At 55.6% G+C, this 14,486-nt stretch carries 16 protein-coding genes; 10 read left to right on the top strand and 6 right to left on the bottom strand.

Going from position 1 to position 14,486, the window contains the following annotated elements; translation table 11 throughout:
• Window positions 1-292: 292 nt before the first annotated feature.
• On the top strand, window positions 293-547 hold the full coding sequence (locus HDF12_RS15055; RefSeq protein ID WP_179584672.1) for a hypothetical protein: 255 nt from the start codon (window positions 293-295) through the stop codon (window positions 545-547).
• 702 nt (window positions 548-1,249) lie between these two features.
• Here HDF12_RS15055 and HDF12_RS15050 read toward each other — a convergent pair.
• The 3 genes from HDF12_RS15050 to HDF12_RS15040 form a co-directional block, all read right to left on the bottom strand.
• On the bottom strand, window positions 1,250-1,849 hold the full coding sequence (locus tag HDF12_RS15050; protein WP_179584670.1) for a vWA domain-containing protein: 600 nt from the start codon (window positions 1,847-1,849) through the stop codon (window positions 1,250-1,252).
• A gap of 41 nt (window positions 1,850-1,890) precedes the next feature.
• On the bottom strand, window positions 1,891-2,328 hold the full coding sequence (locus tag HDF12_RS15045) for a vWA domain-containing protein (RefSeq protein WP_179584668.1): 438 nt from the start codon (window positions 2,326-2,328) through the stop codon (window positions 1,891-1,893).
• 193 nt (window positions 2,329-2,521) lie between these two features.
• Window positions 2,522-3,430: a LysR family transcriptional regulator gene (locus HDF12_RS15040; RefSeq protein WP_179584666.1), complete on the bottom strand. Its 909-nt coding sequence runs from the start codon at window positions 3,428-3,430 to the stop codon at window positions 2,522-2,524.
• A gap of 180 nt (window positions 3,431-3,610) precedes the next feature.
• Between HDF12_RS15040 and HDF12_RS15035 the strand changes: the two genes are divergently transcribed.
• The 4 genes from HDF12_RS15035 to HDF12_RS15020 all read left to right on the top strand — a co-directional run bounded on the left by HDF12_RS15035 (window position 3,611) and on the right by HDF12_RS15020 (window position 6,938).
• Complete coding sequence (locus tag HDF12_RS15035; protein ID WP_179584664.1) at window positions 3,611-4,696, top strand: SDR family oxidoreductase; 1,086 nt, start codon at window positions 3,611-3,613, stop codon at window positions 4,694-4,696.
• Window positions 4,697-4,905: 209 nt separating this feature from the next.
• Window positions 4,906-5,646 carry a 3-oxoacyl-ACP reductase family protein gene (locus tag HDF12_RS15030; RefSeq protein WP_179584662.1) on the top strand — a complete coding sequence of 247 codons (741 nt, stop codon included), beginning with the start codon at window positions 4,906-4,908 and terminating at the stop codon, window positions 5,644-5,646.
• 111 nt (window positions 5,647-5,757) lie between these two features.
• Entirely contained in the window at window positions 5,758-6,525 is a 768-nt protein-coding gene (locus HDF12_RS15025; protein ID WP_179584660.1) for an SDR family NAD(P)-dependent oxidoreductase, read from the top strand.
• A gap of 20 nt (window positions 6,526-6,545) precedes the next feature.
• A complete protein-coding gene (locus tag HDF12_RS15020; RefSeq protein WP_179584658.1) occupies window positions 6,546-6,938 on the top strand; it encodes a DUF427 domain-containing protein in 393 nt (130 codons plus the stop codon).
• Between the two features lie 99 nt (window positions 6,939-7,037).
• Here the strand turns inward: HDF12_RS15020 and HDF12_RS15015 are convergent, their stop codons facing one another.
• Window positions 7,038-7,523 (bottom strand): TetR/AcrR family transcriptional regulator, encoded by a 486-nt coding sequence (locus tag HDF12_RS15015; protein WP_257025683.1) that lies wholly within the window; start codon window positions 7,521-7,523, stop codon window positions 7,038-7,040.
• A gap of 132 nt (window positions 7,524-7,655) precedes the next feature.
• Here HDF12_RS15015 and HDF12_RS15010 point away from each other — a divergent pair, with 132 nt between their 5' ends.
• From HDF12_RS15010 to HDF12_RS15000, 3 genes are read left to right on the top strand one after another with little or no spacing between them, the layout of a single operon-like run.
• The gene (locus HDF12_RS15010) at window positions 7,656-8,774 is read left to right on the top strand and encodes an alkene reductase (protein WP_179584656.1); all 1,119 of its coding nucleotides are present in this window, start codon (window positions 7,656-7,658) and stop codon (window positions 8,772-8,774) included.
• Between the two features lie 2 nt (window positions 8,775-8,776).
• Window positions 8,777-9,178, top strand: coding sequence for a nuclear transport factor 2 family protein (locus HDF12_RS15005; RefSeq protein WP_179584654.1), 402 nt, complete (start codon window positions 8,777-8,779; stop codon window positions 9,176-9,178).
• A 60-nt stretch (window positions 9,179-9,238) separates the two neighbouring features.
• Window positions 9,239-9,976 carry an SDR family oxidoreductase gene (locus HDF12_RS15000; RefSeq protein ID WP_179584652.1) on the top strand — a complete coding sequence of 246 codons (738 nt, stop codon included), beginning with the start codon at window positions 9,239-9,241 and terminating at the stop codon, window positions 9,974-9,976.
• A 38-nt stretch (window positions 9,977-10,014) separates the two neighbouring features.
• On the opposite strand, the gene HDF12_RS14995 is transcribed toward HDF12_RS15000, so the two are convergent.
• On the bottom strand, window positions 10,015-10,587 hold the full coding sequence (locus tag HDF12_RS14995; protein WP_179584650.1) for a TetR/AcrR family transcriptional regulator: 573 nt from the start codon (window positions 10,585-10,587) through the stop codon (window positions 10,015-10,017).
• A 208-nt stretch (window positions 10,588-10,795) separates the two neighbouring features.
• Here HDF12_RS14995 and HDF12_RS14990 point away from each other — a divergent pair, with 208 nt between their 5' ends.
• A complete protein-coding gene (locus HDF12_RS14990) occupies window positions 10,796-11,767 on the top strand; it encodes a quinone oxidoreductase family protein (RefSeq protein ID WP_179584648.1) in 972 nt (323 codons plus the stop codon).
• A 138-nt stretch (window positions 11,768-11,905) separates the two neighbouring features.
• Window positions 11,906-12,307, top strand: a complete 402-nt coding sequence (locus tag HDF12_RS14985; protein WP_179584646.1) for a hypothetical protein — start codon at window positions 11,906-11,908, stop codon at window positions 12,305-12,307.
• Between the two features lie 989 nt (window positions 12,308-13,296).
• On the opposite strand, the gene HDF12_RS14980 is transcribed toward HDF12_RS14985, so the two are convergent.
• The gene (locus HDF12_RS14980) at window positions 13,297-14,199 is read right to left on the bottom strand and encodes a Vgb family protein (protein ID WP_179584644.1); all 903 of its coding nucleotides are present in this window, start codon (window positions 14,197-14,199) and stop codon (window positions 13,297-13,299) included.
• Window positions 14,200-14,486 lie beyond the last annotated feature (287 nt).

Below are 14,486 nucleotides of genomic sequence, written 5' to 3'. Positions count from 1 at the left end.
GGCACAGCTGGAGCACGAGGTGAAACGTTGGAGCAGGATCGTGGCGAAGCCCCTTGTCCACGATCGACACGGATCGACTTCGTCCGACAAGTTACGCGGCAGACTCTTTATCGCCGCTGTGCCATGCGGCCCGTACGCTCTTCTCCAACTGGTCCTGTCGTGCCTTGACCCAGGGAGCATAGTGCTTTTCCGTGATCTTTGACGCTCTTGTGACCGAGGAGGACCGAGACTTGGTGGATGGGACCCCTGCGAGGAGCAATTCGATGGCGAAGGTGTCGCGGAGCATATGGGGATGGCAGCGCTTCGGAGTTCCGTCCGGCTTCTTGAGCGCGGCCACTTCGAAGAGCCTTCGATAGGCCCGCTGCCAATCGGCACAGCCGATTTCGGATTGCCGGTCCCCCTCCAGAAGAAGTATTGCGGATTTGGTTTCGGCCCGGGGAGGGTGCCGACCAGCCACTTCATGCAGGTGAAGTTTGCTGGTGGCGTCGCGCTTGTTTTTGGGTGGTGCGATGGCGGACGTAGACGGAAGCATGGCGTCATCAGTTAAGTCTGAACGGTACAAATTTGCCACAGGTTCCTAGCTTGTCCGGATTTTACGGTGCTAATTATTTATTTTGTTTTACTTAGAGATGGTGGAGGCGGTGGGAGTCGAACCCCTGTTTCGCATTGATGCAGCGTAACTTATTGATTCTAAAAACACACAAAACACACAAAATGGCATGTTTCGCAGGGGACTAGCACAAATTAGCACAAAATGACTTTTTACTCCGAAGCGTGGGTTCTTACCAGACTCACGCTTCGGCGCGCACCCTCGTAGTCTCGGTTGTGCGCCCGATTCCTAGGCTGAGCGCATACTGCTCCCTTAGTAGACCCGACACCATTTTGGGGAAGAGAGGTTGTTAGGGGAGGGGAGAAGACACGATATGGTGACCCGACCGAAGGCTGTTGAGGTCCGGTCACGAAGCGAGACAACAGCCAAGATTCAGGCAACTCCTTCGAGTCGCCGTCGACCCATTGAGACCACCAGTGTTTGCGGCAAGTTCAAGGTCGAAGTTTGTCATAACGCCGTTTTCAAGGAATCAGGTTACTACTTCCCAAAAGCCGACCTATCGTTACTTATCAGGTGTCGCTGAGTCCATTGGCGATCCATCACACTATTGAAAAATCCATAACGAGAAGGGTTGGCAGCACTCATCTTGTCCGACAAGCCGATGCTGACGACGGTGCCGGGTTGTTGCATGCCTACCGCCTAGTTCGGAGGTGGCGGCAATACCCTCCGCGAGCCCGGCTTCGGAGCCTCCACCTCCGGGTGCAGCGTAGTCGGGTCGGCAAGCACCTTCGGGTTCGCGACCGGGAAGGTCACTCCCGTCGTTCGGATATACGCCTTACCATTCAAAATGGACCCTGCGATACTGTGATGCCCCGGCTTGAAATCGTCGCTTCGCGGAAACTCCAGGATGTACCGGTGGCGCACCATGGTTACCAGCTCTTGAAGCGTCTGGTCCAGTGTCCGTTTGGTCGCAAACAGCTCCACGCCGCCCGTCAGTTCACAAATAATGTCGAACGGGTCCTCTGGGTCCGCGCTCCCGGTCGTCAGCACCCCGAAGATGGCCACCGACTCTATCTGCCCACGCTCCTGCACCGTCCACCACGTTGCCTTGTTGCTTCCCGAGTCCGCCCCATCAGAGATTGTGACGAGCACTCTCCGCCCCGGCTGTTGATGGAGTTTCTCGGTCACATACGACAGTGCATCCCAAAGGGGCTTGCAAGCCCTGGAATGTGCATTTGAAACCGTAACGCCTGAACCCGTCCTCTGCCGGATCGCCCACGCCGCCATCGCAGTGTTCATCGCGTTCTCCAGAGACTTCGCATCTGGCGTAATCTGGTCGGCTACAAGGGTGAGGTCGCAGCCCATCGCATAGATGGATACCGGTCTTGCGGGCCCAGGGACCCACGCGCTAACCCCGTCACCGCTTCTTGCACTAGGGGCAGCAATTCGCTCTTCGGTACCATCGTGTCGATCAGGATCGCCATCGAGATCGGGTCGTCGCCCTCCATCCGCACATAAGTCGGTGGAACCGCCGGTCCCGAGTCAAGGCTCAGCCGAAATTGCGCAGGCGGCACCGGCGTCATCTCCTTGTGCCTCTTCGTCAACACAAGTGTCGGAACCTGCGCCAGGTTCGTATACAGATGCAGCGTCGTTATGGGTGCGTCGTTCGCGGGCGAAGTCTGCTGAGCCCATCCGCAACCCGCACCCAGTAAACCTAGCCATACCCACCATAGCCAGCCAGACCCAAAGCTCTGCGAAGGTACCAGGCGCCTCCCCATAGTGCCAACCAGTATGCCATTTTCGGCGCGCCTTCGCAGCCGGTCAACCCGACCGTCACAGGCCAACGCACTCATTGAGCAACGTTGGAATATTAGTCCTGTAAAACGCTCTTCTCGGAAGTAATGATTCGTCATCACCCGCGGAGTTGAGTTGCAGTTCCTTGTCTTGATGGCCGAAGATCCCGTCACAGTACTAGTTGGGTCGTGGATTGAACTGGAAACAAAGTGCAAAAGTCTTCTCTAGGTGCTCTATGAAGATGCGAACTTTGGCAGACATCCTGCGGCTCGCCGGCCGCACAGCAAGGATCGGCACTGTCCGTTCAAACGGAGTGAGAAGACGTACAACTGTACCTTCTCTGAGCTCTGCAGCGAAGAGCCATGCCGGCGCCTGAGCAATACCTAAATGCTCAAGGACACCCATCCTCATCTGTTCAATATCGTCGGTTCTAAAGACTCCTGTGGGGACAACACGCTTCACATCTTGTCCAGAGCCAAAGCTCCACGGCTGTATGGAACCTCGTTCGACAAAGACGACGGATCGAAAGCGGCTAAGATCCTCAGGTGATTCCGGTGCTCCGTAACGTGCGAGGTACTGGGGGGTCGCGACGAGAACGGTCATCGTCTGCCCCAGTCTTCGCGCAACCAGGGTGGAGTCCGGGAGGTCACCGGAGTGGATTGCCAAGTCGAATCCGTCTTCGATGATTGTTGCGGGACTTTCCGATGTGGACATCTCGATCGCTATATCAGGGTAGGCAGTAAAAAATGCAGGCAGCTTTGACACCATATGGAGGCGGGCGAATGTGGGAGGAACGGCTACTCGAATGAGGCCTTTCGGGGCGGTCTGGCCTCGACCAATTCGCGAAGTCGCGTTTTCAAAATCGTCGAGAATGCGCAAGGCTGACTCGTAAAAGTCGCGGCCTGCCTCAGTCAGAGCAATGGAACGAGAAGTGCGGTGAATCAACTCGGTGCCGAGTTCCTCTTCAAGGGAGGAAATCTGTTTGCTAACAGCAGGCTGACCAATTCCACGTTCTTTCGCAACTGCGGAGAAGCTCCCTTTCTCAATCACTCGGACGAACGCTTGCATCGCATCCAATCGGTCCATACAGCCTCCCTATTCCTCTGTGGAATGGATTGTATTTTGCTAGAGAAGGATTCACGTCTTGAGTGAGTATTCCCATCTGGAATTGCTTGAATTCCTCGAAGCACCATATCTTCTTGCAGGAATGGCACATCAGATGAGCGTCGCTTAATACCACTCAACACGACATGGAAGGAAACCTCGATGACCCCGACCTCTAAAGAGTCAGCTTCGGACCGTGAAATCCTGCTCGTTGGTCCATATGGCGTGCTTGGAACAGGAGTGATCGACGCTGTTGCCGCTAACCCGGTCTGGCGTATCACTACAGCAGCGCGCCGGCCTGCGCCGACATATCGCGCCCAAATCCCACCCCGCCACATTAGCGTCGACCTTATGGATCGTGACAGCACGATCAAGGCTTTCTCGAATCTGGATACCGTGACCGATCTGGTTTACGCGGCCTATGTTGAGAAGCCGACGATGGCCGAAACCGTAGCACCCAATGCCAGGATGCTGACAAACACACTTGAAGCCCTTGCGGCGCGGAATATCCCTCTCAAACACATCGTTCTGGCGGGCGGGGCCAAATCTTATGGATTCAGTCTAGGCTCGTTCAACGCTCCCGCAAAAGAAACTGAACCCCGTCTTATCGCACCGATCCACTATCACCAACAGGAGGACATCGTTGCCGCTTGGTCCAGCAAGAATGGAGCGACCTGGACGGTCTTGCGCCCGCATCTCGTGATGGGGCCGAGCTTAAATTCGCCGATGAATCTTGTCACGAGCCTAGCTACCTATGCTGCGATGAGCCGCGAACTTGGAATTCCGTTGCGGTTTCCAGGCCGCCGCGAAGGATGGAACACACTTCAAGAAACCACCGATGCAGAGTTGTTTGGACGGGCCACCCTGTGGGCGCTCGACGAAGACAAGGCACGTAACGAGATCTTCAATGTGTCCAACGGGGACCTCTACCGTTGGCGGCAGCTTTGGAACGAGTTGGCGTTTTTTTATGATCTTCCCGTGGCAGAGCCTCTTGCTCTGTCTACAGGTTCGGAGATGAGTGAGAAGGGTTCGTTGTGGGATTCGATAGTAGCTCGCTATGGACTGCATGCAACGCCGTACGAGCAGATCGCGAACTGGCACTTCGTGGACTGGATGCTCAACTTCGGCGAAGAGGTAACCCTAAGCACAATCAAGATTCGCAAAGCCGGCTTCGCTGATTGCATCGACACGCATGAAAGTTTCAGACGACAACTGACGAAGCTTCGGGAACTACGAATCATCCCGTAGATTGCGCTTTCGCGGTGCGTTAGAAGATGCGGGGGGTCACTCTCCCACATCGCACCAGTTTCCCATTCCTTTCAGGAATAGTCGGTATTCCTGATGCTGCCAAATCTGATTCAGAACTCACACATCAGATGAATGTCTGGCAGCAGGATGCGCTGGCGGTCAGTTGATCAGCGAACCGATCAAACATTTTCAGAAAACGAAGGAGATCCATGTCTAAGTTAGCTAACAAAGTGGCACTTGTTACCGGCGGTTCCAGGGGTATTGGCGCAGCAATTGCGAAACGTCTGGCTGCAGATGGAGCAAACGTAGCCTTCACGTACGCCAAGGACGCTGGTGCGGCCGCGGCTGTAGTCAAGGCGATTGAGCTCGGCGGTGGAAAGGCCGTCGCGATCCAAGCAGACGCTGTTAAAGTCGAAGCGGTCAAAGCCGCGGTCGAAAAGACCGTCGCGACCTTCGGCCGGTTGGACGTACTTGTGAACAACGCTGGCATGGCCATTCCGAAATCGTTCGAAGAGGCGACTCTGGAAGAGATGGACCTCGTGATCAACATCAACATCCGTGGTGTATTCGCCGCGACTCAGGCGGCGCTTAAGCACTTGGGTGACGGTGGCCGAATCATCAACGTCGGTTCGTGCGTGGGCGAGCGTGCCGCTGCACCCGGTCTTGTGCCCTACGCGGCCACAAAGGGAGCCGTCAAAATGTTCACTCAAGCGCTGTCCAGAGAGGTCGGCAGCCGGGGCATCACGGTCAACAACGTGCAGCCGGGTCCGATCGATACGGATTTGAATCCTGCCTCGGGTGATTGGGCGGTACCGCAGAAGGCCGCCACAGCACTCGACCGCTATGGGAACGTTGAGGAGATCGCCGCAATGGTGGCGTTCGTCGCCGGTCCTGAATCCTCTTACATCACCGGTGCAAATCTGACCGTTGATGGCGGAATGAATGCCTAAATCAGCACCTGCATTCAGGCCAGACGCGACCAGATATGTCACCTCGCATATCTGGTGCTCACTTTCAACTGAGGGTGCACTCGTGAGGCACCTGCATAGCCAAAGAGAACAATGACTACACTTCAAAACAAAACGGCGCTCGTGACGGGCGCATCGAGAGGAATTGGGCGCGCGACAGCACTGACGCTTGCTGAGGCTGGGGCACACATCCTGGTTCACTACAGCCGCTCAAAACAGGAAGCAGAGTCTCTCGTGGCCGCGATTCAAGCTAAGGGCGGCCGCGCAGATGCTATCTCAGCGGATCTGGGAACTCCGGACGGTGCTTCGTCTCTCACCAAACAGGTGCGCTCCATCATCGGCGATCGACTAGATGTGCTTGTACTCAACGCCGGAATCAGCAAGCTTGCCCGCATCGAGGATCACACGATAGAGGATTTTGACAACCTCTTTGCGACAAACGTCCGAGGTCCGTTCTTCGTGGTTCAGCAACTCCTGTCCGTTCTAGGCGAGGGTTCGAACATCGTTGTTATCTCTTCTGCTGTAGCCCGTACAGTGGTCGGTAAGCCTGGGTTGGAAAATCCTTCCATTCTTGCCTATGCCGCGACCAAAGGGGCCCTGGAGACTCTGGTCAAGAACTGGGCTGCTATTCTCGGGCCGGGCGGCATTCGTGTAAATGCTGTCGCTCCAGGGGTCATCGACACGGATATGTCGAATTTCACCAAGACCGAAGTGGGACGCGAGGCTGCGCTGGGGATGCAGGCGCTGAAGCGGCTCGGTAAACCCGAGGATGTCGCCGATGTCGTCGCCTTTGTGGCGTCCGATGCGGCGCGCTGGATCACCGGTGCCAGTATTCCCGTGGATGGTGGTTCGAAGCTTTAACCGGCAACGTGAGGAGCGCAATGGATACCAAGTCGAGCAAAGGTAAAGATGTCAAGATTCCCGGGCCTGACCATCCCATCACAATTTCTCTTACTGAGGGCAAGGTCCGTATAACGGTTGCCGGAAAGATCGTCGCTGAATCGACACGAGCACTTCTGCTGGAGGAGAAGGGGTACCCACCCGTCTACTACCTGCCGCGCAACGATGCGGACATGTCGCTTCTCGCTCGGACAACGCACTACACCTATTGTCCGTATAAAGGTGATTGCACGTACTACAGCATTCCCAGTGGTGGAGCGAAGTCAGAATATGCCGTTTGGACCTACGAAAAGCCTTACGAAGCAGTCGCCGACATTAAAGAGCATCTGGCGTTTTATCCCTCGCGTGTCGACGCAATCGAAGTCATATCGTAAGGCGCGAGCTGATTTCAGGGAACTCATTGCTTGATTAGAGGGTACGAAGGGCTGCCATAAAGTTCTCGATTTTGCGGGTCGACGAGACTTTGCCGGATTTCAAGTTGCGCTCGATGCATAATCCGGAAAAGAAGGACAGCACCATCTCCGCAATTGCGGATGGAGCCATCCTGGTTTTTTCGGCTTGATATTCATAGCGAGAAGGCGCTGCAGCAGTGTTCGAGCTTCCGCCATCATCTCGCCGGTTTGACCGGGTAGGATGGCGAGTTCCCGCATAGAGTTGACGGAAAAGCAGCCCTGCTGGTCTCCCTTGTTGTAGGGACCCTGCTTGAGGAACGTCTCGACGTTGTTCCAGCCAAAAGGTTGAGTGGTAAGAAGCCCCCTCTTCTCCTGGGTGTCAAGGTAGTGCTGAAGACACGCTACAAACAAATCTTCCTTGTCTCGAAACTCGGTATACAGCCCTGACTTGTTCACGCCTGTGGCTTGTTCCAGTTCCTGGAGACTCGTGTCCGCAAACCCATGCTTCCAGAAGACGGGCATCGCCTTCTCCAGCACTTCCCGGCTAAAGCGCTTTGGACGTCCCATAGCAGTATTATCTGATAACGAACCAAATAGTTCAATATCTCTGCATCCTCGCCGCCCCATCGTCATCGTATAGAACTAAACGGTTCTAAACCGTACGCAAGGTCGAATAAGCCCGATGCCGGAGTTCATGTGATGTCGAATCAGCCGCTTTTTACAGCATATCGGATGGGAGACCTGGATCTTCCTAACCGCATCGTCATGGCCCCTCTTACTCGGATGCGCGCGCAATCACACGATCATGTGCCTACTGCGTTGCAGGCGGGTTATTACGCGCAGCGTGCTTCAGCCGGAGTAATCATCGCCGAGGCCACCGCGATTAGCCCGGAAGGATTTGGCTGGGCCGATACGCCGGGACTGTGGACGGAAGAGCAGGTCCGCGGATGGCGACGCGTCACGAAGGCCGTCCATGCGACCGGTGGTCGCATCATTGCGCAACTTTGGCACACCGGCGCAATCTCGCATCCGGAATTACGGGACGGCGCGCAGCCCGTGTCCGCATCCAACGTCGATCCAGGCCAGATCTCGGTCACGCGGACCGGAAGGAAGCCTACGGTAACACCGCGGCCCCTGACAAAGCAGGAGATTCAAGTCACGGTTGCGGACTTCGGGCGAGCTGCTCGAAACGCGATGGAAGCCGGCTTCGATGGTGTCCAGATCCTCGCCAACTATCTCTATTTGATCTCACAGTTTCTAAATGCCACCACCAACCTGCGTCAAGACGAGTATGGCGGGCGCCTGGAAAATCGTTCGCGCTTTCTCTTCGAGGTCGTTGAGTCGGTCCTGGGTGAGGTCGATGCACAACAGGTTGGAGTCAAGATCAGCCCGATGCACGAAGGCGGTGCATTTCAGGCCAACGCCGAAACTCTGCCCGTCACCGAATATGCAATTCGGAAGCTGAGTACCTACAATCTTTCGCACTTGTTGCTCATGGGCAATACCACCGACTTCTCCGGAACTCCACTCGAAAAGTTGGCCGGGGATGGTATGTTCCAGCATTTCCGCCCTCTCTATAACGGGACGTTGATCGCCAACGTGAATATGGATCGCGAGCGCGGGAACCGGCTTATCTCAGAAGGATTGGCCGACCTGATCGCGTTTGGCCGTCCCTACATCGCAAATCCCGACCTGGTTGAGAGGTTTGTAGAGAACGTCCCTCTCGCTGAGGTTGATTGGGACACAGTCTACGGCTCGGGGCCGCGTGGCTATTCCGACTACCCAACCTACCAGCCATCAGAACTCACACGGAGCTGAACATGCCAAAGACAACACCCGAACAAAACAAGGCGATCGTTCTCGAAGCCTTCGATACTCTCTTCAATAAACGCGACTACGCCGCAGCTGAACGCTTCTGGTCACCGAAGTACATTCAGCACAGCGCGCACATCGCTCCGGGACGCGAAGGGCTTTTTACTCTTGTCCGCGCGACCCCAGATACGCTGCGCTATGAAAACCAACTCATCGTCGCAGAAGGAGACTATGTCATCGCGCACGGCCGTTTCACCGGGATGGGGAGGCCCGCAGCCTGGATTGCCGCCGACGTTGTCCGATTCGAAGACGGTCTCTTGGCCGAGCACTGGGATGTATTGCAAGACGAAGCCACACAGGCAGAGTCCGTCAGCGGCCTTCCCATGTTTGGGGACACATTCCCTTCGTAAGTGTTCGGCATTCACATTTCGGGGACAACTGAGAGCAACGGAGACAGAGGACGCCTGCTGATGAGCGGACATAAGAAGCTGCAAGGAAAAATAGCAGTGATTACTGGTGGCACAACCGGGATCGGGTTGGCTACGGCGAAGCTCTTTGTAAAAGAGGGCGCCTATGTCTTCATAACAGGCCGCCGCCATAAAGAACTCGACGAGGCAGTGAAAGCAATTGGCAGCAATGTCACTGGCGTTCAGGGAGACATTGCCAAACTAACGGACCTTGATCGTCTCTATGAGGCTGTCGCGGCCAAGGGAAGGATCGATGTCGTCTTCGCGAATGCCGGCGTCGCTGAATTTGCTCCACTCGGCAAAATCACTGAAGAGCATTTTGACAAGCTCTTCGACATCAACGTCAAGGGAACGCTATTCACTGTGCAGAAATCGTTACCGCTGATGAACGATGGTGGTTCGATTATTCTCAACGGCTCAGTCGCGAGCGTGAAAGGCACGGCCGCCTTCGGCGTTTATGGCGCAACGAAGGCAGCTCTCCGTTCTTTCGTCCGAACCTGGACCTCGGATCTAAAGGACCGTCATATTCGTTCCAACGTCATTAGTCCAGGACCGACCGATACGCCGGTTATCGATGGGCAACCTGCAGACGCAATTGCACGAATCGTGTCCACCATCCCCATGGGACGCATGGGACGACCCGATGAAATTGCTAAAGCCGCGCTTTTTCTGGCGTCCGATGATTCCAGTTTCGTCACGGGTATCGAGCTGTTCGTCGATGGCGGCAGAGGGCAAGTCTGATCAACGCACGCTGCACCGAATACCTTGCCTTGTCACGTTCAGGAGGGATGCTTTAGAAGGTTGGCCACCGTCTTCAGGATTTCGTGCGAAAGCGCCTCATCCGATACGGCGTGGGCCAGCGACATCGCTCCGACAAGAGCGCTGAACGTCAGGATCGCCTTCGATCTTGCCGCGCGCTTATCCCTACCTGGCAGCAACCCGACAAGCAAATCAAGATCGGCCTCGACTTGATCAGAGGTGAGCGCACGAGTCCGCTTATCGCTGCGAGCGATTTCCGGGGCCAATGCACTGAAGGCACAGCCTGCACCGGGATTCTTGCGGTGCGCATCGCTCACATAATCGTCGATAAGCTTCTCGAAGGAGAGCGGCTGCCCGCTGGATGCGCCAACTTCCTTTTGTCGCTGCCAGACACCGAATGCATCGCCGAGTGCCTCCGCCACGAGTTCGTCACGAGAGTCGAAGTGCTTATAGAAGCCGCCTACCGTCAGGCCCGCTTCCTTCATCAACTCCGCAATTCCAAATCCCGCAAGGCCCTTTTCACGGAATCTCTTTGAGGCAATGGCAACGATGCGCTTATGCGTCTTCTCCTTTTGCGCCTGGGAATAACCCATCTGAACCTCACCGAAAATAATCTGCGACCGAATCAGGATTACGAATCTAATCCGGTAATGAGGATTATAGCAATAATCCACAGTGCTAGACGAAGGCCAAGGACTCAAGCTATTCGGGATCTGCTGGTGGTCTCGATCGACACTAATAATCTCCGGAGTTGCGACCTAGCGACGCAGGTCAGGAGTGACGGGAAAAGGGAGAACCAAAATGCGTGCAATGAGAGCAGAGCAATTTAGCGGTTATGAAGCGTTGAAGCTCGTAGAGCTTCCAAAACCAACGGTCACCGACGGGAAGGTACTCGTGCGAATCACTGCTGCAGGTGTCACGCCGCTCGATCATACGATTCTCGTCGGCGATTTTCACATCCCGGAGAGGCCGCTCATCTTGGGCAACGAAGGAGCGGGCGTGGTGGAGGAGGGAGGCGGAGCGGATTTTCCCACTGGCTCGCGTGTGATGTTCTGGGGCACCTATGGCGCTTTTGAAGATGGGACCTATTGCGAGTGGATTGCTGTACGGAAGGAAGACCTCTGCTTGATTCCTGACAATGTCGATGACGTGAGTGCTGCTGGCATTCCAGTCGCATATCTCACAGCTCAAGTGGCTCTTTCTCTGGCAGGGTTTCGTTGCGGCAAGACTGTTCTGGCACCAGCGATCGGGGGATCGGTCGGCAACGCTGTAACGCAATTGGCCCGCGCTCTTGGAGCAAAGCACGCTATATCGAGCACGACCAATCATGCGAAAGCCGAGCAGGCGAAGGCACTCGGATTCAATGAGGTAATCGATACCTCCGTGGAAAAGTTAACTGACGGCGTACGTCGTATCACAGACGGCTACGGCGCAGACATCATCATCGACGGGATCGGCGGCGATGTGTTGAGCGAAGCCGTCAAAGCGCTTGCGCCGGGAGGAAGCCTCATAACGCTGGGGTATTCCGCAAGCCGCAAGACCACCATTGACGTGACAAGTCTCATTGTGTCGCAGACCAGCATCCGGGGTTTCAATATGTTCTCTCAGCCGCAGGCGATCGTTGCTGACGCCTGGAAATCTACTGCCTCTCTGCTTAGATCGGGTGCGATCAAACCGATCGTGGCTAAGACGTTCCCTCTGGCCGAAGCTACTGAGGCTCTGCGTTATCTCGTTGAAGGCCGCCCCTTCGGGAGGGTAGTTCTCACAGTCTGACGACAATTGATGGGGGAAACATAACAGGTATCCCGCTCCCGCAATTGGCGCGAGGTTCGCACTACGCGCAGGCGTAGTGCGAACACAAGTTGTCAAATCAACCCAACTACACTCGGACGAGCTTACTCAGAGGAATCAATGACAACAATAAAGACGATTCGGCTAGCTCCGGTGGTCACGGCAATCAATGTCCTGGTCGCGAGCTGCTTTTCCATCGTGGGGATCATCCGTCCGCAATACCTGGTCCCTGCGGGATACGTTCCAACGCAGGCGTCGTTGATATTGGCGATGTACGCGGCGGCGCGCACAATTCCCCTGGCCTTGTTCGCATTGGGGGCGATCTACAAGCAGGCGACTTCTGCGTTGCTGATCCTAGGTGCGCTCGCCGGCGCCATGCAATTGCTGGATGCCGGAATCGGTCTGTTTGAGCATGATCTTGGGAAATGCGCTGGGCCGCTCTTTATCGCCGTCCTCCAATTCTTCGTGGTGTATCTGCTTCACAGATCAGTGCGGATCACGCCGGAAACGAAGCGTGAATAAACGTCCGCTTGTTGCCGCAGATATTCCTCACCGTTGCATTGTCGGTACCCACATGGTCGACTTTTTGCAGAGCTTGCCTCAGATGCGGAGACGGCCATGCTCGTCTCACTGTCTTCGAAGACGCTGGCCTCCAGTCTTCAGGAGATGCGCGCTGTGGACCGAGAGACATCTTCACCTAAGCGTAGGGCCGCTTCCAGAACAAAAGGAATATCGAATACAAGGCCAAAGCCCTCATTGTTAGCCGGCTACGCGTGATTGTCAGAATTACTCCCCACAAACGCCGCAGGATCCACGAATATTTGAGTTTCCGAGCGGCAGTCAAGACAGACGCAGGCACGGCTGCAGCAGCCCCCACTGACGAGAGTAAGGTGCGGGTTGCCCGTGATCCGCCCAGAACTCCGAAGTCCTGAAATTTCTCGGCCCGCAGTGTTCCCTGAGTGCGTTGGCGATTTACCACTCGTCGAGACCCGGTGCCGCCGGAACCTGAGGTTCGCTGAAGCGAACTCCGTCTATCGTGACTAATACCGTGGCCGCTGTTCAGTTGGCTAAAATCAGTTAGAGCGCTATTCGGTTGGCACCACAGCAAACGTGATTGCAGCTAACGCGCAGGATGCCAATAGTCTCGTCATGATTGTCTCCTCATTTCCTCCGTCATATGGCGCGCGCCTTCCTGGCGTGAGACTCGGCTGCTACGGTGTTGCGTGTTGAAGTCGCGATCACCGGAAGCCGCGCGCTCTTGCTGAGTAATAGGAATTCCAAAATAATTCGGCTAAGCGTGGCGCAATCTTTTTTTGTGGAGCTTGCAACCAGAGGAAGAGACGCAGGTTGGAGTGGAGCCCGGTCCGTCTCCCAGCGTGTACGCGTTCTACCGGGGCTTCACTCCGCAACGTCTGGTAATTCTGGCGCTGGCGGTAATGACCTTTGCCGCAGCGTTCACGCTCGAAAGTCGGACGAAGAGAACGCACGCTGCCGCTGTGCCAAGCCACTTGTCAGTTACGATCTTCCGGCTGGGGAAGTGGGTCCGCCAACACGAGACCGGTGGAAAGACCAAAGGGCATGGCGGCGACCGCACTCTCAAAACCTGTTTTGGGATCGATCACATAAAGACCGGAGGCACCAGTGAAGTCGGTCGCATACAATTTGCCGTCCCGGGCGAAAGCCAACCCCATCACGGTGTTACTTCCCACCAGATTAACGATCTTCGTGGCTGCGCCGGTTTCGGGATTGATGCGATACAGGATCGCAGGAACATAAGAAGGGTTGAGAGTGGTCGTCACACCGTACAGGTTCCCGTGACGATCGAATGCTAGGCCCATAAAGTATTGAGGAGCGCCCGTTGGACCGATGCGGGTAAAGTCCCCGGTAAACTTATTGACCCTATACAGCGAGTTGAAATTTGGGTCTGAGCCGGAGCAGTCGGTGTTCAGATCGTTCGGGTCACCGTTCGGGTAACAACCTCCAACCGCGTATAGAGTCCCATCGGGACCGAAAGCCATGGCCATGACGGCGAGCCCGGGAACGGGAACACCGAACAGCGTGGCCAGTCCGGTTTTCTTATCGAAACTGGTGAGCTGCTGGGTCCCAAAAAGTTTGCCGCACATGCTGAGTGGTGTCCCAGAGGGCGACATCGCCAGCGTGGCGCAGCCCGTTTTGATTGGTCCAATGTCGGTCGTGGTGATCTTCCCGCCGGTCACTTCAATCGCCCACATTTCCCTCACTCCAGGAGGAGAAGCAATAGTATAGAAGACATGTCTGGTTTGATCGTCTTCATCAGCCGCGGGAGTCGCCGCCAGGACGCCTTTGGACGTTAGAACACCTGTCATTGCTAACGCGATGAACAGGCACAAGCCATTCGATAGCAGGTTTTTTCCTGAGAGTGATTTTCCGAACATGGTGACATCCTCCTCGAAAGAGACTTGGAAGCAAACGGAATCCGGCGCTGGAATCGGCCTAGCACTCGGTCTTCCGACTGTTCTCGCAGCACCTTAGCCTGTGGGCTGTGGTCGATTGATCCGCAGGTTACAGGAAGCCGCGCTCTCACTAAGTAAAAGGAAATTCCGAGAGAATTCGGCTCAGCGGTGCCCGATCTTTTCGGGCTTGCAACCAAGGAGGACAAAGCGGACTCAGTAAAGGCTACCGACCAATCCAGGAGAGAGACTAGCGGAGTCAGAAGTCCTTA

The sequence above is a fragment of the Tunturiibacter gelidiferens genome, from assembly GCF_013410115.1.
GTDB classification, from domain to species: domain Bacteria; phylum Acidobacteriota; class Terriglobia; order Terriglobales; family Acidobacteriaceae; genus Edaphobacter; species Edaphobacter gelidiferens.
The sequence above is the reverse complement of the archived record's forward strand: the minus strand, read 5'-3'. Positions and strand labels throughout refer to the sequence as shown.

What these genes read in the sequence shown, in the direction of transcription:
- HDF12_RS15055 (WP_179584672.1), top strand. Translation starts at nt 293, where the DNA reads ATGGCAGCGCTTCGGAGTTCCGTCCGGCTTCTTGAGCGCGGCCACTTC.
- HDF12_RS15050 (WP_179584670.1), bottom strand. Translation starts at nt 1,849, where the DNA reads ATGAACACTGCGATGGCGGCGTGGGCGATCCGGCAGAGGACGGGTTCA.
- HDF12_RS15045 (WP_179584668.1), bottom strand. Translation starts at nt 2,328, where the DNA reads ATGGGGAGGCGCCTGGTACCTTCGCAGAGCTTTGGGTCTGGCTGGCTA.
- HDF12_RS15040 (WP_179584666.1), bottom strand. Translation starts at nt 3,430, where the DNA reads ATGGACCGATTGGATGCGATGCAAGCGTTCGTCCGAGTGATTGAGAAA.
- HDF12_RS15035 (WP_179584664.1), top strand. Translation starts at nt 3,611, where the DNA reads ATGACCCCGACCTCTAAAGAGTCAGCTTCGGACCGTGAAATCCTGCTC.
- HDF12_RS15030 (WP_179584662.1), top strand. Translation starts at nt 4,906, where the DNA reads ATGTCTAAGTTAGCTAACAAAGTGGCACTTGTTACCGGCGGTTCCAGG.
- HDF12_RS15025 (WP_179584660.1), top strand. Translation starts at nt 5,758, where the DNA reads ATGACTACACTTCAAAACAAAACGGCGCTCGTGACGGGCGCATCGAGA.
- HDF12_RS15020 (WP_179584658.1), top strand. Translation starts at nt 6,546, where the DNA reads ATGGATACCAAGTCGAGCAAAGGTAAAGATGTCAAGATTCCCGGGCCT.
- HDF12_RS15015 (WP_257025683.1), bottom strand. Translation starts at nt 7,523, where the DNA reads ATGGGACGTCCAAAGCGCTTTAGCCGGGAAGTGCTGGAGAAGGCGATG.
- HDF12_RS15010 (WP_179584656.1), top strand. Translation starts at nt 7,656, where the DNA reads ATGTCGAATCAGCCGCTTTTTACAGCATATCGGATGGGAGACCTGGAT.
- HDF12_RS15005 (WP_179584654.1), top strand. Translation starts at nt 8,777, where the DNA reads ATGCCAAAGACAACACCCGAACAAAACAAGGCGATCGTTCTCGAAGCC.
- HDF12_RS15000 (WP_179584652.1), top strand. Translation starts at nt 9,239, where the DNA reads ATGAGCGGACATAAGAAGCTGCAAGGAAAAATAGCAGTGATTACTGGT.
- HDF12_RS14995 (WP_179584650.1), bottom strand. Translation starts at nt 10,587, where the DNA reads ATGGGTTATTCCCAGGCGCAAAAGGAGAAGACGCATAAGCGCATCGTT.
- HDF12_RS14990 (WP_179584648.1), top strand. Translation starts at nt 10,796, where the DNA reads ATGCGTGCAATGAGAGCAGAGCAATTTAGCGGTTATGAAGCGTTGAAG.
- HDF12_RS14985 (WP_179584646.1), top strand. Translation starts at nt 11,906, where the DNA reads ATGACAACAATAAAGACGATTCGGCTAGCTCCGGTGGTCACGGCAATC.
- HDF12_RS14980 (WP_179584644.1), bottom strand. Translation starts at nt 14,199, where the DNA reads ATGTTCGGAAAATCACTCTCAGGAAAAAACCTGCTATCGAATGGCTTG.